This is a genomic window from Candidatus Pedobacter colombiensis (assembly GCA_029202485.1).
GTDB lineage: Bacteria > Bacteroidota > Bacteroidia > Sphingobacteriales > Sphingobacteriaceae > Pedobacter > Pedobacter colombiensis.
Genome location: CP119313.1, coordinates 2,948,863 through 2,968,077 on the forward strand (window position 1 = coordinate 2,948,863; position 19,215 = coordinate 2,968,077).

General features: G+C 38.3%; 13 protein-coding genes. 4 read left to right on the forward strand and 9 right to left on the reverse strand.

Annotated features, from left to right (window positions below):
* Positions 1-2: 2 nt before the first annotated feature.
* From P0Y49_12600 to P0Y49_12615, 4 genes are all read left to right on the forward strand, one after another.
* Positions 3-1,958, forward strand: a complete 1,956-nt coding sequence (locus P0Y49_12600) for a RagB/SusD family nutrient uptake outer membrane protein (protein WEK17635.1) — start codon at positions 3-5, stop codon at positions 1,956-1,958.
* A 25-nt stretch (positions 1,959-1,983) separates the two neighbouring features.
* Positions 1,984-3,231, forward strand: a complete 1,248-nt coding sequence (locus tag P0Y49_12605; GenBank protein WEK17636.1) for a DUF5000 domain-containing lipoprotein — start codon at positions 1,984-1,986, stop codon at positions 3,229-3,231.
* Positions 3,232-3,259: 28 nt separating this feature from the next.
* Positions 3,260-4,018, forward strand: coding sequence for a DUF4998 domain-containing protein (locus P0Y49_12610; GenBank protein WEK17637.1), 759 nt, complete (start codon positions 3,260-3,262; stop codon positions 4,016-4,018).
* A 157-nt stretch (positions 4,019-4,175) separates the two neighbouring features.
* Positions 4,176-4,676: a hypothetical protein gene (locus P0Y49_12615; protein WEK17638.1), complete on the forward strand. Its 501-nt coding sequence runs from the start codon at positions 4,176-4,178 to the stop codon at positions 4,674-4,676.
* A 97-nt stretch (positions 4,677-4,773) separates the two neighbouring features.
* On the opposite strand, the gene P0Y49_12620 is transcribed toward P0Y49_12615, so the two are convergent.
* The 9 genes from P0Y49_12620 to P0Y49_12660 all read right to left on the reverse strand — a co-directional run bounded on the left by P0Y49_12620 (position 4,774) and on the right by P0Y49_12660 (position 19,205).
* Positions 4,774-5,367, reverse strand: coding sequence for a sigma-70 family RNA polymerase sigma factor (locus P0Y49_12620; protein WEK17639.1), 594 nt, complete (start codon positions 5,365-5,367; stop codon positions 4,774-4,776).
* A gap of 298 nt (positions 5,368-5,665) precedes the next feature.
* Positions 5,666-6,352 carry a DUF4998 domain-containing protein gene (locus P0Y49_12625; protein WEK17640.1) on the reverse strand — a complete coding sequence of 229 codons (687 nt, stop codon included), beginning with the start codon at positions 6,350-6,352 and terminating at the stop codon, positions 5,666-5,668.
* Positions 6,353-6,395: 43 nt separating this feature from the next.
* Complete coding sequence (locus tag P0Y49_12630) at positions 6,396-7,613, reverse strand: DUF5000 domain-containing lipoprotein (GenBank protein ID WEK17641.1); 1,218 nt, start codon at positions 7,611-7,613, stop codon at positions 6,396-6,398.
* Between the two features lie 21 nt (positions 7,614-7,634).
* Positions 7,635-9,566 (reverse strand): RagB/SusD family nutrient uptake outer membrane protein, encoded by a 1,932-nt coding sequence (locus tag P0Y49_12635; protein WEK17642.1) that lies wholly within the window; start codon positions 9,564-9,566, stop codon positions 7,635-7,637.
* Positions 9,567-9,576: 10 nt separating this feature from the next.
* Positions 9,577-12,972 carry a TonB-dependent receptor gene (locus P0Y49_12640; GenBank protein WEK17643.1) on the reverse strand — a complete coding sequence of 1,132 codons (3,396 nt, stop codon included), beginning with the start codon at positions 12,970-12,972 and terminating at the stop codon, positions 9,577-9,579.
* Positions 12,973-13,162: 190 nt separating this feature from the next.
* Positions 13,163-14,305 carry a DUF4974 domain-containing protein gene (locus tag P0Y49_12645; protein WEK17644.1) on the reverse strand — a complete coding sequence of 381 codons (1,143 nt, stop codon included), beginning with the start codon at positions 14,303-14,305 and terminating at the stop codon, positions 13,163-13,165.
* Positions 14,306-14,401: 96 nt separating this feature from the next.
* Positions 14,402-14,977: a sigma-70 family RNA polymerase sigma factor gene (locus P0Y49_12650; protein ID WEK17645.1), complete on the reverse strand. Its 576-nt coding sequence runs from the start codon at positions 14,975-14,977 to the stop codon at positions 14,402-14,404.
* A 28-nt stretch (positions 14,978-15,005) separates the two neighbouring features.
* Positions 15,006-16,799, reverse strand: a complete 1,794-nt coding sequence (locus tag P0Y49_12655) for an alpha-L-fucosidase (protein ID WEK17646.1) — start codon at positions 16,797-16,799, stop codon at positions 15,006-15,008.
* A gap of 108 nt (positions 16,800-16,907) precedes the next feature.
* Positions 16,908-19,205 carry a trehalose hydrolase gene (locus P0Y49_12660; protein ID WEK17647.1) on the reverse strand — a complete coding sequence of 766 codons (2,298 nt, stop codon included), beginning with the start codon at positions 19,203-19,205 and terminating at the stop codon, positions 16,908-16,910.
* Between the last annotated feature and the right edge of the window lie 10 nt (positions 19,206-19,215).

A 19,215-nucleotide genomic window follows, 5' to 3' on the forward strand; every position in this document is an offset into this window, starting at 1 on the left:
AGATGAAAAAAATTAAGATAGGATTTATAATCACATTGACGAGTTTATTATGCTCATGCCAGAAGTATCTGGATGTGGTTCCTGATAATGTACCGACTTTAGATTATGCATTTCATTTGCGCGCTTCTGCAGAGCGTTATTTATTTACATGTTATTCTTACATGCCAAGTAATGGTGATATTAATAAAAATCCAGGCTTTAATGGAGCAGATGAGGTGTGGTATATGTCACCAATAAAAGGAGTGAATGGTGATGTTTGGAGTATAGCACAGGGGTTGCAAAGTTCTTCAAGTCCTTTGGCTAATTACTGGAGTGGAGAAAAGCAAGGAAATAAATTATTCCAGGCTATTCGGGATTGCAATATTTTTCTGGAAAACATTGACAAGGTTGCCGATATTGAGGCCTATGAAAAAGACAGATGGGTTGCCGAAGTTACTTTTTTAAAGGCTTACTATCATTTCTATTTATTTAGGATGTATGGACCTATTCCTATTGTAAAACAAAATTTACCACTTGGGAGTAGCCCTGCAGAAGTACAAGTGTATAGGCAGCCTGTAAATGAAGTTGTAAATTACATTGTGGAGTTATTGGATGAGGTCGATAGAAATGAGAGCTTGCCTGACAGACTCTCAGGAACAGAAAACATAGAGCTGGGACGTATTACAAGGGTAATTGTAAAGGCCCTAAAAGCCAAAGTGCTGGTTACAGCAGCAAGCCCATTATTTAATGGTGGAAATTCATTCTTTAATTTACAGGATAACAAAGGGTTACAATTATTTAATCTTAGTCCTGATCCCCAGAAATGGGTAAAAGCACTTAATGCCTGCAAAGAAGCAATTGATTTTAGTGAAAAACTAGGGTATAAATTATATGAATTCCCCCCTTCTTTTGCTTACAAGGTAAACGACACTATTCAAACACAAATGAATATCCGTGCGGCTTTAAGTGATAAGGAAGCTAATACGGAAGTAATATGGCCTAATACAAATAGTACAACAGGAACTCTTCAGCGCTCTTCCATTCCCAAACTTCTTCCTGGTGATCCTGGAAGTACAGGCCTGCGACCAATGGGGACAGTTGCTCCAACTTTAAAAATGGCGGAGATGTTTTATACAAATAAAGGATTACCTATAGAATATGATAAGGCCTGGCAAAATTTGGACCGTTTTGCGCTTAGAACCGCTGTTGCTAAAGATAGATTTTATGTTAAAAAAGGACAGGAAACTGTTCAACTTCATTTTGACAGAGAGCCACGTTTTTATGCAGATATGGGTTTTGATAGAGGCATTTGGTATGGTAATGCCGCGAATAATTATGATGTTGCACTGGAGGATAACGGACAAGGGTCTCTAATCTATGTTCAAGGTAGAGCTGGTGAAGTCGCCGCAAAGCAGGAAAACCAAAATTATTCCATAACAGGATACACGGTAAAAAAATGGGTTCACATTGGTACTACTCAAACACCACAAATGCCTTCCAGTAATATAAAATCATATCCATGGCCTGAATTAAGGCTAGCTGACCTATACTTATTATATGCCGAAGCATTAAATGAAGTAAATGGATATAACGGTGGTGCAACTACTTTATGGGTTAATAAAATTAGAGCAAGAGCAGGGATTCCCTCGGTGGAAGTTTCATGGAATCAGTATTCCACACTTCCAGGGTATTACACCGATAAGAATAATTTAAGATCAATTATTCACAAAGAACGTGCAATAGAACTTGCATTCGAAGGTAGTAGATTCTGGGATCTTAGAAGATGGTTGGAAGCACACCAGAGCGGAGCGTTAAATGGTCCTGTAAAAGGATGGGATATTACTCAGAAAGAATCAATAGCCTATTATAGAGAAGTATTGCTATTTAATCAGCGCTACAGCATGCGTGAGTACCTGTGGCCTTTAAAGATCTCTGAAATGCAAATAAACCATAATCTGGTTCAAAATCCAGGTTGGTAAGGGTATTAATCTAAATTAATTAAAAATGAAAAGGTATCAAATTTTATTCCCACTTTTTATCTTCATAATTATGCTAATTGCAGCATGTAAAGAAGATAAACTCTCTCCAATTAATGATGATGGACATGCGCCCAAAGCAATTGCGAATATTGAAGTTGAAAATATTGCAGGTGGTGCTAAAATAAAATATAGTCCACCAGATGATAATAATTTGCTATACGTAAAAGCTGTATATAACCTTAAAGGCGTAAAAATGGAAGCTAAAGCCTCTTATTATAAGAACTTCATTGTAATAGAAGGTTTTGGAGATACAAATGAACGTGAAATTTCACTATATGCAGTAAGTCGTTCAGAAAAATTATCTGAGGCGGTTAATGTTAAGATCAAACCATTACCAGCACCTGTATATAACGTATTTAATAGTTTAAAAATACAAGAAACTTTTGGTGGAATACTGATCAGTTTTGAGAATTTATCTGCACTTAATGGGGGTGTAAATACTAATGTTGTAATTGGAGCTCTATTATGGGACACTAAATTAAACGAATGGAAATCAATTGATATTCATTACAGTGGGTTGGTCAATGAAACGTATTCCATACGTGGCCTCGCTTCAAATCCATATAAGTTTGGCTTTTATTTAAAAGATAGATGGGATAACCATACTGATACACTGAAAGTGGAATTAACCCCGATTTATGAAGTTGCATTAGATAAGGCAAAGTGGGCAGATTTAAAACCTAAGAATTATCCAATACCACAAATTGGGGTGCTTCCAGCTTCCGGTAATCCAATGGTACTTGCCGTAGATTATTCATCGAGTTATAAAGTAACGAACTTATGGGACAATAAGCCCACTACTCTATATCACACTAAGCAAGCCGTAGAACAACCTGTATGGATACCAATTGACCTTGGGGTAACTGCAAAATTAAGCAGGTATAAAATTTGGCAAAGAGGAACTTCTACCTATGCATTTAATCACGGAAATCCGCATGAATGGGAGATTTATGGAACGAATACTCCTTCCATTCCTGATAGTTGGGTATTGCTGGAGCATCGTATCATGGAGAAGCCTTCAGGTTTGCCTGTTGGAACCAATTCTAATGATGATATCGCTATAGCTGAAGCAGGACAGGAATATGACTTCCCGCTTGGAATACCAGCTGTGAGATACATTGCCTGGAAACACATTGATTGTTGGGCTGCCATAGAGGGACAGTCAGGATTCCTTCACTTAGGTGAGTTATCTCTATGGGGACAACTCAAATAAATAAGGATAATAAAAATTAAAATACATTATGAATATGAAGCGATATTTCAAATATTCCATTCTTATAGCCATTGTTGGAAGTATTTTTACCTCTTGTGAAAAAATGGAGGATACATATGGTGAGTTTGTCAAAGGAGGGGAAATTATTTACTCAGGGAAGCCAGATTCTTTAAGAGCTTTATCTGGTAATAAAAGAATTAAGTTAACTTGGCAGCTAACATCTGACCCTAAAATTGTCAAAGCAAAAATATTTTGGAATAACCGGGCTAATAATATAGAGATGCCTATCAACAAATCAACAGGCGTTGATTATCTATCTCTTATCGTTCCTGATTTGAATGAAGGGATTTATACATTTGAGGTTTTCACTTATGATAAGCAAGGCAATGCTTCAATTAGGACAGAGGTTATCGGAGAGTCTTTTGGTCAAATTTATCAGGACAATATCAATAACAGAGCACTGAACACTGCCACATGGCTAAATATTCCGGCCAATGCTAACGCCAGTCCACCTGTTGTCGCATTTAAAGGCGTAGAAATACAATGGTTTGGTGTGAGTACACAAGCTGTAGTTATGGAAATCAAATATGTTAATGAATCAAATGAGAAGCTGACTGTAATAGAGGTTCCGGTTAAAAATGGTGATAAACCTGCGCAATTTAGACCCGCTACCAGATTGCCGGGATACAAAAAAGGAACAGAGTTTACTTATAGAACTGGTTATAAACCTAACATAGCAGCAATAGATACATTTTATACAGCATATTCTAAAGTTTTGGTACCATAAGATTGAAAGTAACTTTACCTTTATCCGAATGCCTAATGGTATCCGGATAAAGGTCTTGGAAAAACTTTTTGTAAAAAAAGAATGAGTCTCGATCAACAAAAATCAATAAAGAATTAGCTCTTCATTTTATAAAACAATGATCATAAAGAATTTTTCAATGCAATTGATATTGCTGCTGTGTTTTTTATCCTGTTTCTCTTTTGGTCAGATAAATGATCCAATCAGGAAACAGATAAAAGATAGTGTGCTTTTTAAGGGAGTAAATAAATTGGTCATTACAAATGATAAATCGCTTAACCAAAACCTGTTTCTACTCCAAAGTGAGTTTATGAAAAGAGGTTACACGGTTATAGTAAATCGAAAGCAGTTTACGGTGTCGACCAGAGATTCACTAACTGAACACGGGACAGGTGCTTATGTTTTTAATGGACATATTATTTCAAATGGGATTGAGCTGAGTGGAAAATATAATGTAAATGTAGCTGCAACAATATTTGGCGATAAGGGTCAGGTCTTTAAATACGATATTGAATTTTTAGGAGCTGAAAAGGCAATGTCTAAAAGGCTATTTTTTTTGTTAATGGATATTGCCAAAAGCATTGAAGGTGAAAAAATCTATGTAAATGAAACAAGAAAAAAGAGGGGCTCTTTATTTTAGCCCTGACAGAGATTAAGGGGATCGTGAAATTTCGCCATAGCTGCCCCGCAAACAATCCTCAGATCTAAAAAGGCCGACTGGCAATAAAGATTTGGAATTAAAAAATAAATATTAGAAAAATAGATACCAAAGCCTCCGAAATTGACATCTGCGACCTAATAAACTTATTAGATTTTAGCAAATGATCACTAATAGTCGAAGGCGAAATATTAAGTAAATCACTTACTTCATGATAACTTTTGCCTTCCATTTTACATAAGGTAAATACTTGCTTACGCATAGGGGAGAGCTTGGCAACAGCCTCCAAAAAAAGCTGATTACTTTCTTTATAAATGAACTCTTCTTCAATATGGCTATACGTTTCATCAGTAACTGACAAAACATAGGTTTCAAGCCTTTTATCTAGGGCTATTTTTCTAAAATGATCATAAGCTAGGTTTCGGGAAATTTGAATGAGGTATGCAAAAAAAGCTTTTTCAACATTAATTAAATGACGTTTCTCCCAAACCTTTACAAAAGTAAGCTGCAATAAATCTTGAGCAGTATCAACATCTTTAACGATTTTTAAAAGATTACTATATAACTGGGGACTATACAGCTCATAAAGTCTATGAAAAGCATAATGATCATTATTAATTAGCTTAATCAACAAATCAGTGACAATAAAATTCTCGCAGCGTTCTCTATTCATTAACCGTTTCCATTTAAATGAAACCGTGTTTATATCTGGTTATAAATAAAGATACCATAGCTGAATGGCAAATTATTAAATCAATTTGCCATTCAGCTATGGTATTTTGGCACTCGAGAATCGTTTTCTATCTTACCCAAGCTAATTAACTAACTTTAAACTAAGTAGTTGACTCCATTTTACAAAGAATTTACTGTAATCGTGTAAACTCCGGCATTACGAAATGTGGTTGTCGCAATAGTATGTTTAATAAATGGCAATTGTGCTTTTTTAGCACCTGGATAAAACGCTGAGTAAATTAATAAGCAATATAAACCGGAGCTGAATAAAAAGTTTCCAGGGCATTCTCTGGTAAATAAGCCGTTCTTATCTTAGCAGTTCCAGTCGGCGCAGCATTAACCATAACTGTGACATCCTCCAACCTGGGTGTAAATACAGTGAGGGAATCACCACCTGCCTTAGGATAGGTTACACGTACCCCCGAAATTGGTGAATCCTTATCCGTTTCACTAAACCAGACCAGTGCCGGACTTCCATTTACAATACTTTTATTTTTAAAGACTCTATTTACGAGGCCACCAACATAAAATTCGCCATAAATCTGTCCATTTTTCTGTGAGCTTACAGAACGATGGTTCATAGCATCCAGTGTAATCACTTCGAATGTGTACATTCCCTCCTCAATTACTGGTATATTAACAGACTTTACTTTTGAATAATCTTGCTCATTTACCACAACCTCTATTGAATCACGTCTATTGTTCCAAAAAAGGCGCATTTTAACCACACGTGGATCTGAACTGAGCAAGCTATTCACTTGCGCTTTTTTATAACCTGACATCACAGTAATAGCCTCTACACGTCCTGGATAAATTTTTTCCGACTGTTTCAGATAGTCACTATAATCTACCTTTTTACTACAAGCCAGAATAAACGAGAGTGGTAAGATGCAGGCAAATAGTAATTTATTTTTAGCTATCCTCATTTGAATATTTTTATAGTTTTCTTAATTATTTTAAAATGAAAAGTTAATTTTCAGCGCTACCAAAGAATGTAAACCTTGCCATATATATATAACTTAAGTTTCCCCAATTCTCTAATGATCTCCAACGCCAGTAACGATATGCACCTGCAACTGGATCAACTTCAAACTCTTCCCCATTTTTACATTGTGCTATATCCGCATCACTCAGCTGACCAAGTGGTAAACCTGAAGGCTTAATAGAATTAAATTTACCTACCTTTGTCCAGCTGGCAAATGAACCATCGGGATTCGGATTATTACTACCCCATAATTCCCATACCGATGGCGTTCCTGGCCCAAACATTACCGCGTTTGAATTGGCATCTGAATAGAAGATATACCTACTTAGTTTTGCCTTCACCCCCATATCAAATGTAAAATGCTGTGGCATCACACTAATTGGCTGAGTATGGAATATCGTTGCAGAAGTAATTGGTTCTGACCATAAAATAGGCATTGCTCTGGCTCTGCTAGCTCCAGAATGCGGCGTATAAGTATCCCCTGGCAGATTAACCTCCTTAAACAGTGCTTTGTTAAATTTTATTTCGTAAATCGGTGTAAGCGAACGATATAAAGTATCTGATTTATTGTTCCATCTATCTGTTACATAAACAGCAAATTCCCGTTCAACGGGAGGATAGCCGCGCAATCTAAGTCTTCCATTTTTCGCTTTAGTATAAGCAGTACTAGCTACCATCCAATTGTTTTTCTCATCTTTAGTGAGCACCCTGATTACCAAATTTTCCTCCATTTCATTCTTATAATCAACATTTATCCCACCAAAAGTTGCATACATCGTCTTATTTACCCTAATATCATCAACTACAGCCTGATGACTAGGAGTCAGGGCTGTAATTTTAACAAAAACAGGGTCCGATTCAACTTCACCAACACTCACTGCAACAAGCGTAATTTGATAATCACCGGCTTTAGAAAAACCATCCACCAGAATAGTATTTGTATAAACAGTTGATTTTGCTTCTCTCACCAAACCTGTATTTAAGGTATAAGTGGCTTTAACATACCTAAGATCAGGACTTGCCGGAACCTTAAAGGTGATTATTGCTCCACCAGGTATTGATTCAGATGTATATTGACTCACTTTTCCTGGTTTATCACCTTTCTTTACAGGTTCTGGTTTTAGTGTTTCCTTACAGGCAATTGCTACTAAAAAGCACATCAACATGCTGATTAGTTTAATTCTTGATACTTTCATGTTCATTTTAATAATTAGTTAATGATACTACCATCCTGGATTTTGAGTCAGTTTTGAATTACGTCGTAATTCGTTTAAGCTCAATGGCCATAAATAATCCCGTTGTGTAAACTTTCTGCTGAATAAATTTGTTGGGCGATAAAATAATTCCGGATCTTTCTCTCGCACATTCCAGCCTAAAATATTAGTATTCAAGGCCTGTAGAGCAGTTTTAGTACGCAATAAGTCCCAAAAACGTTTCCCCTCAAACATCAGTTCGATAGAACGCTCTCTTAAAATAATTTCCCGTAGTCCCTCTTTTGTTTTTGGTTTACCAGGATTTTTCGAAAAGCTATTCCAGGAGTCCACTATCCCCTTTAATCCGCTTCGCTCCCTTACCAGATCTACGTACTTGCATACTTCAGTAGTGCTAGCTCCAGTCTCGTTCAAAGCCTCAGAATATAACAGGTATAAATCTGCTAAACGCAAAATTGGATAAGCATAGTCATATACTGTATAAACATTCGATGCAGCATATACATTACGGTAACTCACCAACTTCTTTGGCGTGTAACCTGTAATCGAGTATCCTGAGGGATTAGCTGGCTGGCAATTTCCACCAACACGATAGCTGGTACTGAATGTTTTGCTATCATCAGTATGACTACTCATAAAATAGCGTCCGCCATCAAAAGATAATGCCGCATAAAACCGGTCTTCCCTGTCAAAATGCAACCCAATTGTTGTATAACCTGGAGTTAAGTTGTACATATATGCGGAAGTTCCTGCCGGCACTGTCCTCAACGCAAACCGTGCACTGTAGTCATAGTTCTTATCCTCCTCTATCGGAACCCCATTCTTACTGTAAAAAAGTAATGCAACATTGATTGTAGGTGAAATAAAACCACCTAAAATGGTGTTATTCACTAATGCAGGATCATAACTCCTTACAGTTACCGAACGCTGGAATACCGAGTTTGCACTATTGGCATTATTTACCCATATCTGCTCGGTGTTCCCCTCTCTCTCAGCAACTGCTTCTCTGTAATTCATTTGATTTTTTGTCGTTTGCTGAGGCGCAGGGTTCATCGTAAATGGAGGTGTCCATTTGAATAGCCTTCTTCCATGTTCTTCCGAAAAATTCACCGCTACTTCACAGGCATTCTTTGCAGCAGCCCACTTTTCCGCGCTATACACAGGGTTAAAAAACGGAACATTTTGCTGGTTTACAAAACCCGGGTAATCCTTGTTGCCATTAAAAAGCGGACTCGCCGCCGTAACTAAGATTTCGGCCTTCATTGAATAGGCAACCAGCTTAGTAATCCTACCATTTTCCAATACAGAACCGGTAATATCATCAGGTAAATCCTCTATAGAAGCATCAATTAATCCAACAATATAGCGAATACATTCGTCTACAGGTTTACGTTCAATTTGTGTAGCTTCTGAATCAGAGAAGGCCTCTATATTCTTATCCATAATATGCACAGGACCATACATTTTCAATAAAAAGTAATGGTAATAAGCTTTCAGAAAAGTTACCTCTGCAGCCCACTTTTTGATTTCAGAAGAGTCCATATCAGGTACATTATAAATGTTTTCTAAAAACACATTACAATCTCGAATGCCTGCCCATAAGTTCTTACCCTGCTGTGTTCCTTCCCAATAATTATTTAGTGGTTTATTTGATCCTTGTCCTCCTCTTGCTATGTACCAGTTACCATAAGTACCTTCCTGATAATTGGCAGTGGAGTTTAGCCAGGCTTCATCACCAGCCAGCATAGCCGTATTGGATTGATTGTCAAAACCTGCAGGCATCCAACTGTAACAAGTAAACAAATATCGTTCTGCCATAGTTCTCATCGCAAACGCATTTTCCAATCTGGGAACATTGTCCGGAACGATGTCCATAAATTTATTACATGCACTAAATAAAATGCTGCATATAATAACAAGTCCTGCTATTAATATTTTTTTCATTATCTGTAAACTAAAGAGTTAAGTATAATCCCATATTATAAACTTTCTGTAGAGGATAAGCCAGTCCATTGCCACCCATCTCCGGATCCCAGGATTTAAATGAGCTAAATATGAATAGATTGGTTGCACTGGCATAAAATCTCAGACCTTCAATTTTAAACCGCTTAGTAAATTTGCTGTTTAGTTTGTACCCAAACTCCACTTGCTTCAAACGTAAGAAAGCGCCATTTCTCATCCAATAAGTACTTTTTTGCGTGTTATTTGACAATGCAGATGGGCTTAAACGTGGCCAAAAAGCATAAGCGTCCTGATTTTCCTCTGTCCAGTGACTATCTGCTATTTCCTGCAAAACCGCTTTCGGATTCTTTACGGAGCCAAATGGTGCAATTCCCTGTTCTTTATCTCCAGGCTGTGAAGAAATTGGTGAAATAAACAAAGAAGTATTTCCTATCCCAGAAAAGAAAAATGACAAATCAAAGCTTTTATAGCCTGTAGACAAGCCAAATCCGTAATTGATCTGCGGCGTAGTAGGATAACCAATTGGCATCATATCATCAGCATTAATTACCCCATCATTATTTACATCCAGATACTTGATATCACCACCTCTTACTTTGGAACCAAAATCTTGCAATGGGCTATTCAGCACTTCCGCATCATCTGTAAATAATCTTTCTGCAATTAATCCCCGTTGCTGACTACTTGCATACCCTAACCTGCTTAAATAAGCATAATTATAATTAGGCTCTTCAAATTCGATATACTTGCCCCTTGAAAAAGTAAATGTACCCCTTCCCTGGAACCATAAATTATTATTTACCGTATGGTTATAAGTAGCCTCTATATCTATACCCTCGCTCCGATATTTACCAAGGTTAGCCAGAGGTACCTGAGCAAGCCCCAATGCAACCGGTAAGGATGTTCTTTCCTGTACAATATCACTCCTGTCCTGTCGGTAAGCATCAAGGGTAACATTAAAAGCGCTTTTAAATAGACCCAGATCCAAACCGATATTGGTTTGTTTTGATTTTTCCCAACGCACTGTAGGATTAGCATATCTGTTCGTAGATATTCCAGGAACGGTGTATAAACTGCCTGGTGTTCCAAATGAAAATCCCCTGCTACTATTGCTCAGATTGATATCGGAAAGGTAAAAGAACCTTTCTTTAGAAATCACATCATTTCCTACCAATCCATGTGTTCCCCTTATGCGAAGTGTGCTGATTATATCCTTTAGTGGTTCCATAAACTTCTCATTATGAATGGTCCATGCTATACCCGCAGAAGGGAAATACCCCCACCTAAAGTTCTCGTCAAATCGCTCAGATCCATTGTATCCAAATGCAAACTGAAAATGATAACGATTATCATATGCATAGGTAAAACTTCCAGAAAAACTCAGGTTTCTAAAAGGCAAGGTATTCAGAAGAGTGAAAGCCTCATTTTTTGGTTGGGTAATGTTATTTCTTAATGTACCAATTACCATACCCGTTACCAAATGTTTATTGTTGAATGTCCGGGAGTAATTAAATGCATTTTCCATATAAAACAAAGCAGAAAGTCCACTTCCGGAAGGCGAAAAGTTCAAGGTCTCAGTCCCTTTATCTGGATTAAGATTTAAATAAGTGTACTCCCTGGAGTTCTCATTATATTCCGGAACATAATAGAATGGATTATACTGTCTGACAATCTGATATTCAGAAGTCCTGGTCAGGTTAGCCATAGATCTAAAAGCCAATCCTTCTGTTAACAATTTCGATAAATCCTGCTTTAGTTCCAGCTGGATTTGCATATTATTGGTGTTCCTTTCCTGATAACCGCGAACCATATTAGCATAAGGATTGGAATAAGAACCATCATCATAATTACCAAAAAGCGGATGCTTAATATAAGCCTGTTTAGAACCAGCCACATACATGGGCTGAAAAAGAACAGGATTAGCACTAATTGCCTGAGCAAAAGCCTCACTACCAGTAATTGGCGGACCGCTATAGCTTTGAAAATTACCAATTGTCCGGACCATCAATTGGGTAGACTTTGTGAGGTTAAAATTAATATTACTCCGCAGATTATAAGTCTTAAAATCTACATTACTGTTGAAATTATTGATCGGGTTAACCTTCAACAACCCATTGTCCTGGGTTAAGCTGCCACTTACCGAATAAGTAGCCAGGCTACCTCCACCAGCTACACTTAAACTATAATTTTGTGTATTCGTATAATCCTTTGTCAGTATACTTAACCAATCAACCGCCGGATACAACAGCGGGTTAACCCCTGCTTCAGTAAGTGCTACTTTTTCATCTGTATAAGGCGTAATAGCCAGAGGATCCCTTGTCAACAAGGCCTCATTATTCATTTTCATAAATGTAACCGGATCTGCAATCCGGAGTTTTTGGGTAGCTGCAGATACCCTTTGCTCTATCCTCATGTTTATTTTGGCAGGCCCCTCTATCCCTACTTTGGTAGTAACCAGAATTACCCCATTTGCTCCCCTTGATCCGTAAACAGCTGAAGCAGTGGCATCCTTAAGAATAGAAAAACTTGCAATATCATCTGGTGGTATCCTGGCTAACTGATCAGTTGTTACTTCCATATTATCAATGAGGATCAGCGGCTTCTGGTTTACCCCAAAAGTCCCCACCCCCCTGATAAAGAAATCTGCATTATCCATACCAGGTTCACCACTTCTCTGAAATGATACCATACCTGAAATTCTTCCCTGCAGGGCAGCGGTCAGGTTGCTCGATGGAATTTTAAGATCCTTTGGTGAAATGCTCGTTACTGCACCTATCAGGTCGCTTTTTCTTTGCACATTTCCAAAAGCCGTAACTACTACCTCTTCCAGTGCATCATCAGATTCCAGTAAGGTCACGTTGATCACTGTTTTGTTCGCTGTAGCAATTTCCTGCTTTTTAAAACTAACCATCGAAAATACCAATACAGCATTGTCGGGTACACTTAAGATATATCTTCCATTGAGATCTGTAGAAGTACCTATACTCGGTTTTTCCTTTACCGTTACAGACACTCCCGGCAGGATGCCACCATTTACATCTTTTACAATACCGGAAATCTGCCGCTCTGCAACAGCTTTCTTCTTCAGCACCTCTGCAGGCTGTGTAATGATCAGAGTATTGTCTTCTATGCTCCAGCTCAAAGACATTCCTGGAAAAAACAGATTAAGTACATCATTCAATTCTGTTTTTTTAAAACTCACGTCTTTTACAATCGCAGCTTTAAGTAAATCACCATCACACACTACCTGGTAGCCTGTCTGTCTGGCTATTTCTTTAAATACTGTTTTAGCAGTTACTTGCTTTTGCGAAAAAGTAATTTTTTGTGCAAAACCCGAGGCGCTTACCCTCATTAATAAAGTGGTCATGATGATGACGGTCAACTTCATAATACGCAATATTTTGTCAGGTCTGACAATAAAGTGCTCAGACCTAATTAGATCGTAAAAATTCATACATTTGGTTATTCTGTTTATAGTTGGTTTGTTAATAGCTAATTCTCCGGCGGTAACCCAGATATTTTGCCGTGGATAAGATTGCCGTCGAATCCACGGTTTTTTACCATTTTTTAAGTAAATGTTATTTGCTCACAATGATCCTCCTTCCTTCTACTTTAAAATGGATCTTCCCCGTCCGTTCGAGTATGGAAAGTACTTTTGACACTTCGGTGTAACGTGTTATCGAACCCCAAACTGTTTTCCCCTCTACATTGCCCTTATAAACCACATCAATATCATACCACCGCGATAGCTGTTTCATAATATTTTCGATGGGTGTATCTTCAAATGAGAACATGCCGTTTTTCCAGGCCGTTTCTGCTTGTACATCCACATTAACGACACGGATACTGCTACGATCTGAACTGATCTGAGCTTGTTGATTAGGCACCAAAATCCGATAATTATTTTCCGATGCATTCAATCCCCAGACCTTAACAGAGCCTTCGAGTAAAGTCGTTTTGGCATACTGTTCATCTGCATACGAATTGACGTTAAAGTGAGTACCCAGTACCCGCACAGCCTGTTTATCGCTCTGCACAATAAAAGGCCTCTGTTCATCTTTCTCTACTTCAAAATAAGCTTCCCCCTTCAGCTCCACCTTCCGTTCATGTAAATTAACAAACGACAATGGAAATTTAAGACTTGTAGCAGCATTAAGCCAAACCCGGCTGCCATCAGGCAGATTAACCTGATATTGCCCCCCACGCGGGGTTTCAACAGTATTATATCTAATTTCTCCAGCCACATGTCCTTCATCTCCATTTACCTCATATACCAGTTGTCCGTCACTGGTTTTAGAAATAAGTATACCCGGTTGTTTGGCCAACTCCCCTTTATTGGCATCAGTAAGGCTAATCCTTTCGCCATTCGACAAGGTAAGGACAGCCTTGTTGCCACCTGGTGATATGTCCCCCGTCACTACTTCCGCTAGCCGAACCTGACTATTGTTCCCTTTATCTAAATAAAAGAACAGGCCTACTCCCAAGACGAACAATAAACACGCCGCAGCAGCAATGCGCGGCCATAAAACACTTGTCTTTACCTGTTTAAGCTGCAATTCCTCCCATACATCCTTACTGATCCCCTCTATGGTATCGTCAGACAAGTTAGGCCCCTCATTCTGGTAACTGAATAGCCATTTTTCTACCAATGCCTTTTCAGTTTCAGAAAGACTATCTGCTTTATATTTCTCTAATAGCGCTTTGGCTTTTTCGTATGACATAGCTACAATACTTTCCCGTTAATAAAAGTAAGACGAGGAAGTATAGGGGCAACATGTAGATGAATGTAAAAAAAAAATGAAAATTATTACTGATACTCAGAATCCCATTAGCAACATCAACCAGACAAGGGCTGTTAAACGGCCTTTCAGAATATTTAAAGCATTGGAAATCTGCCGGTCTACCGTCTTTTCGGAAATATCCATACGGCAGCCAATTTCTTTATGACTCAAGTGCTGATTACGGCTCAGTTCAAAAGCCTCCCGCATACGTGGCGGAAGTGCCTGTATTTCCACTTCAATTGCAGCTATCATTTGTTTTTCTCGGATCAGATGATCTGTTTTCGCCTCCTCATTTTCTGCAAAAGCAGCAAAAGAACCCACATACTTAGCAGCTACCTGTTCGTGGAGAAAGTGGTCTATCAATTTCCGGTTGATCACCGTAAAAAAATAAGCCGACAGATTATTGATCGCTGGAATCGTATCCCTATTTCCCCACAAACTGGCAAAAAAATCATGCAAAATATCTCTTACCAGATCCTGATCCCGTAATTTTTTATAGGCATAGGTATATAAAAGCTGAAAATAACGCTGATAGATCTCTGTGAAGGCACACTCATCACCTTCCCTCAAAAGAGCCACTAAATCCGCATCACATTGCTTATAACTCAACATACTTATGCATCCCAATTTTCTTTGATTATTATTTTACTGGCTCCAACATTACTGACTTCAACTTAAATAGTTCAACTCCATTTTGCAAAGGATTTACTGTAATCGTGTAAACACCGGCATTACGAAATGTGGTTGTCGCAATAGTGTGTTTAATAAATGGCAATGGTGCCTTTTTATCAAACTCTGAAGTACGTAAAGTCCGGAAAAGAAACTCCTGATTATTGACTTTCATAATTCCCTCCTGTTTAGCACTTTCCGGCGAACAAGAGTATTCCAAAGTGATTTTATATATCCCAGGCTCCGTTACTCGAATCCTAAAATCGGCTTCATCAGCCTTGCTCTTCATATCAGTTACGCAAACTGTATGCTTCCAATCGCCATAATAGTGACTATAGGTTAAGCTTTTTATTTGTGCATTACCTTTCAATTTGGCAAATGTTGCCTCTACTATATTTTCTTTAAATTGATTAGAAACAGTAATTGGAACGTTTAAATCATAATCTCCAATTTTACCTGAATATTCCATTACAAACACCGTATTTGCTGCATCAAATGCAGGTAATTCGATCGAAATATCATCACCTACTTTTTTCCAGACAAGATTCTTGTGATCCACTAAAGCATATACTTTAGAAACCTGCCCCTTAAAATCAGGAATAAACAGTTGACCATTTTCGGGTCTCTGCAGTACATGCAAATACTGTTTACCCGGTTTTGAAGTACTTACACCCCATGGTTGAGCAGGAATCAGTCCGTAAGTGCTACTGTAAATACTCTCTCCATTTTTCTCCAACCATTTACCAGTTTCACGTAAAAATTTAACTGAATACTCAGGAATATTACCTTCACCATCTGGTCCGACATTCAACATCAGATTGCCACCTTTGGAGGCCACATTAGCAAGCAGTCTGATAATTTCTGTCGGCGTTTTAAAATTCATATCATGCTTGATGTAGCCCCAGGAGTCATTGTGGGTATAAATTGACTCCCAGGCACCTTTAATAGGTGTCGCTGGCACTTCAGAATCACCAAAATCACGATAATCGCCTAAGCCTTGACCTACTCGACTGCTGAATAAGCTTTTAGGCTGTAAAACCCTCAATTCATTTACAAAGCTTTGTGTTTGTTCTTTGGTCATTCCGCCAGGAGTATCAAACCATATAATACCCAGTGGACCATAATTAGTTAATAATTCCTTCAACTGCGGAACCGCTTTTTCTCTATAATACTTTTGGTAATCTTTTTTCGACTCATCAAAATCCCATGTATTTTTACCCCCATTTGGCTCATACCAATCCTGAAACTGTGAATAGTAAAACCCAAATTGAATCCCTCTTTTTCGCGTTGCTTCAGAAAGTGCTTTCATCGGATCCTTTTTATAAGGAGTCGCGTTTACAATATTAAAATCAGTCACTTTAGAATCAAACATAGAAAAACCTTCATGGTGCTTTGCGGTAATCACCATGTATTTAATGCCGGCATCCTTTGCCAATTGAGCCCATTCATCAGCATTAAATTTAACCGGATTAAAAGTTTGAGCTACCTGTCTATATTCAGCAACAGGTATTTTAGCCTGATTCATAATCCATTCTCCACTTCCATAATAGCGTTTATCCTTCCATTCGCCGGCAAGTTTAGCGTACAATCCCCAATGAATAAACATGCCGAATTTAGCTTCTTTAAACCATTTCAAATTGGGATTTTCTTTACCAGATACGTTGCTGTCCCACATCTCATCCATAGTTTGTGCACAAACAGGGGTTACGACGCTACCTGCAAAAGCAAATACAAGGATAGTTTTACGAATAAGATTCAATTTCATGTACTACAATAATTTTAGATATCATCAGACTTCAGCCCAAATAACATAAATATAAAGCAAGTAATATAGTACGATTTTGTCTTAACAGTCAATTATTCTAGCAGGATCTTATTCCTCGACACTCATTTGCATGGATTCGCCCATCTTTGTATGGAATGCAAAGGTTTTACCTGAAAGCAACTCAGCTTTTTGTCCATTTCGAACCAGCTGCACCTTTTTCCCGGGCCAGGGATTATCTATATTACAGGTCCGTCCAGCTTCACTTAACAGAGTTACATGCTTGATTTCGCCTTTTTCCAAGCGGCTGCTTACCAAAAATGCACCATAAGCTCTTAACTGATCAAAGCTTGCATCTTTGGATCTGTTCCAGTTCGGAAAAATTCGAATAATATGTTCATAACTCTGCATCATCATCTCATTTATAGTTAGCGGAACGGCGGCCAACGTTTCTATTCCACCACCTTCGGCAGTTATCCATAGATTAGGAAGTGATTGTATGTTGATCCTGTCTTTTAATTGTTTTAAAATCTCATCTGAATCATAACCTACTCTCACAGCAGCCGGAAAGCAAGTTTCAATACCATTTCCCAGTGTATTGGCCCATTCTCCCGGCCCCTTCATTCTTTCTTTCCATCGAGTTACATCACTTAACAGAATACGGTTAAAAGCTGAGTCTGTTTTCGGTCCACATACGCCCCCGGGAAGGATCAAGCCATGAATCGAAACTCTGGCCAATCCACCGATCCGGCTATGCCAGGCCGAGGGGCTTTTCTCTACACTTTTCAGACTCAATCTACCATCGACTTCGCCAACAGTGAAATCACTCATATGCTTTACGATATGCTTCCATTTAGGGACTCTTGAAACATCTACATTTAAAAAAGTACTAACATCTATCATTCCCTTAAAAAGCATTTTTACAAGCCCAACTGACAACGTAGAGTTAAAATCCCCCAACTGATCACGCCATTTTCCATTATTTTTCAGGTTTGGCATTACCTCTCCATAATGGTCCATATAAATTACATATCTGCCATTTTCAAACTTTAAATAATCCTCCCAAAAATTTGCGCACTCAAGCATATAAGGATAGATTTTTTGAGCATAGGCTTTATCATAAGTGCTATAAAAACGCATTAACATATTGCCTACACTAAATACGGCATTGATCTTTTGTCCCAAAAATTTATAGCCTCCATCTATGGTATTCTCCCGTGTTGCATATCGTTTTTCCATTTCATCAGGTGTTAGAGGCCAGCGAGTGGTTACAAGTCCCTTTGGTCCTATGCCGACAGGGTAATAAATTCCTTTTAGTTGCAACAAGGTTTTTGCATGTTCTTTTCCCTTGGCCATATAATCCAGCAAAGGCTGATCAAAATTGGCACTTTCATCCAGATGATTGGAAGAATAGGATGCCCAATAAGGAGCTTGATAATTGTAATTGAGATGATAGTCACCACCCCATGAAGTAGAATCTCGCGTTACAAATGGTCCCCAGATACCAGGAGCAAATTTATTGCCTCTGGATGTAGCACCAAATAAATACTGTGAGGCGTAGTAGTATTTTTCTATAAATGGATCTCCAATTTCTACTTTAGATTGGCTCCAAAAATCCTTCCACCAACGCTCATGCTCACCCTGCATTTCAGAAATTTTATTTTCCGTTAAGTTATGCGCCGTTTTTATAGTAGCTTCTTTCCAATCTTTACGGTCATGATTGGTATACATGGTAATGGTGAGGATAACCTTTTGGTTTGGTTGCAAATTCACCATCCCATCCTTATCCACATTTGCACCCAATACCTTTAAAGCCATTGCTACATGCGACGGCCATTCCAGCAATGGCGTATTTTCAAAAGACCGGGTTACCCAAATCACATTTCCATCTATTCCTGCTGTATTAACAGATGTATTCCCTTTCGTAGATTTTAGTCCAAGCTTCAAATTACAGGCATTGCTGGCTGTAAATTCGGCCACCACTGTATTGTGAGTAGCAGTTACCCAGGCTTTCAATGACACTTTAAGTTGATCTTTAGTAAATTCTCCTTTTATAAAGGCTTTATCCAAAATTTGCTCTGCATAGTAATTAGCGCCTTGAAGGGCGCTAATACTCACTTCTAACCATCCAGGCAAGGCTATTCCACCCCCCGGGTAAACCGGGTAGGCTCGCCAGAAATCATTTTTCCCAAGATAAAGTGCTAGTTTATCCGGGCTACCGCCAAGGGTTAAACCAATATCTCCGTTTCCTGCTAATGGTGCATCAGGCGTTTTTGAGGTGGGTACACGCTGAGGTGCATTTGTAAAAACAGCCTTATATCGTCCTGCATAAATTTCCTGTGCTTTGCTATTTTTTGTAAAGCACAATACTAATGAGGCCATGAGCATTAACAGAGATTTGGTTGTCATATTTAGCTTA

Coding starts and splice junctions, on each gene's coding strand:
- P0Y49_12600 (WEK17635.1), top strand. CDS start 3: ATGAAAAAAATTAAGATAGGATTTATAATCACATTGACGAGTTTATTA.
- P0Y49_12605 (WEK17636.1), top strand. CDS start 1,984: ATGAAAAGGTATCAAATTTTATTCCCACTTTTTATCTTCATAATTATG.
- P0Y49_12610 (WEK17637.1), top strand. CDS start 3,260: ATGAATATGAAGCGATATTTCAAATATTCCATTCTTATAGCCATTGTT.
- P0Y49_12615 (WEK17638.1), top strand. CDS start 4,176: ATGCAATTGATATTGCTGCTGTGTTTTTTATCCTGTTTCTCTTTTGGT.
- P0Y49_12620 (WEK17639.1), bottom strand. CDS start 5,367: ATGAATAGAGAACGCTGCGAGAATTTTATTGTCACTGATTTGTTGATT.
- P0Y49_12625 (WEK17640.1), bottom strand. CDS start 6,352: ATGAGGATAGCTAAAAATAAATTACTATTTGCCTGCATCTTACCACTC.
- P0Y49_12630 (WEK17641.1), bottom strand. CDS start 7,613: ATGAACATGAAAGTATCAAGAATTAAACTAATCAGCATGTTGATGTGC.
- P0Y49_12635 (WEK17642.1), bottom strand. CDS start 9,566: ATGAAAAAAATATTAATAGCAGGACTTGTTATTATATGCAGCATTTTA.
- P0Y49_12640 (WEK17643.1), bottom strand. CDS start 12,972: ATGAAGTTGACCGTCATCATCATGACCACTTTATTAATGAGGGTAAGC.
- P0Y49_12645 (WEK17644.1), bottom strand. CDS start 14,305: ATGTCATACGAAAAAGCCAAAGCGCTATTAGAGAAATATAAAGCAGAT.
- P0Y49_12650 (WEK17645.1), bottom strand. CDS start 14,977: ATGTTGAGTTATAAGCAATGTGATGCGGATTTAGTGGCTCTTTTGAGG.
- P0Y49_12655 (WEK17646.1), bottom strand. CDS start 16,799: ATGAAATTGAATCTTATTCGTAAAACTATCCTTGTATTTGCTTTTGCA.
- P0Y49_12660 (WEK17647.1), bottom strand. CDS start 19,205: ATGACAACCAAATCTCTGTTAATGCTCATGGCCTCATTAGTATTGTGC.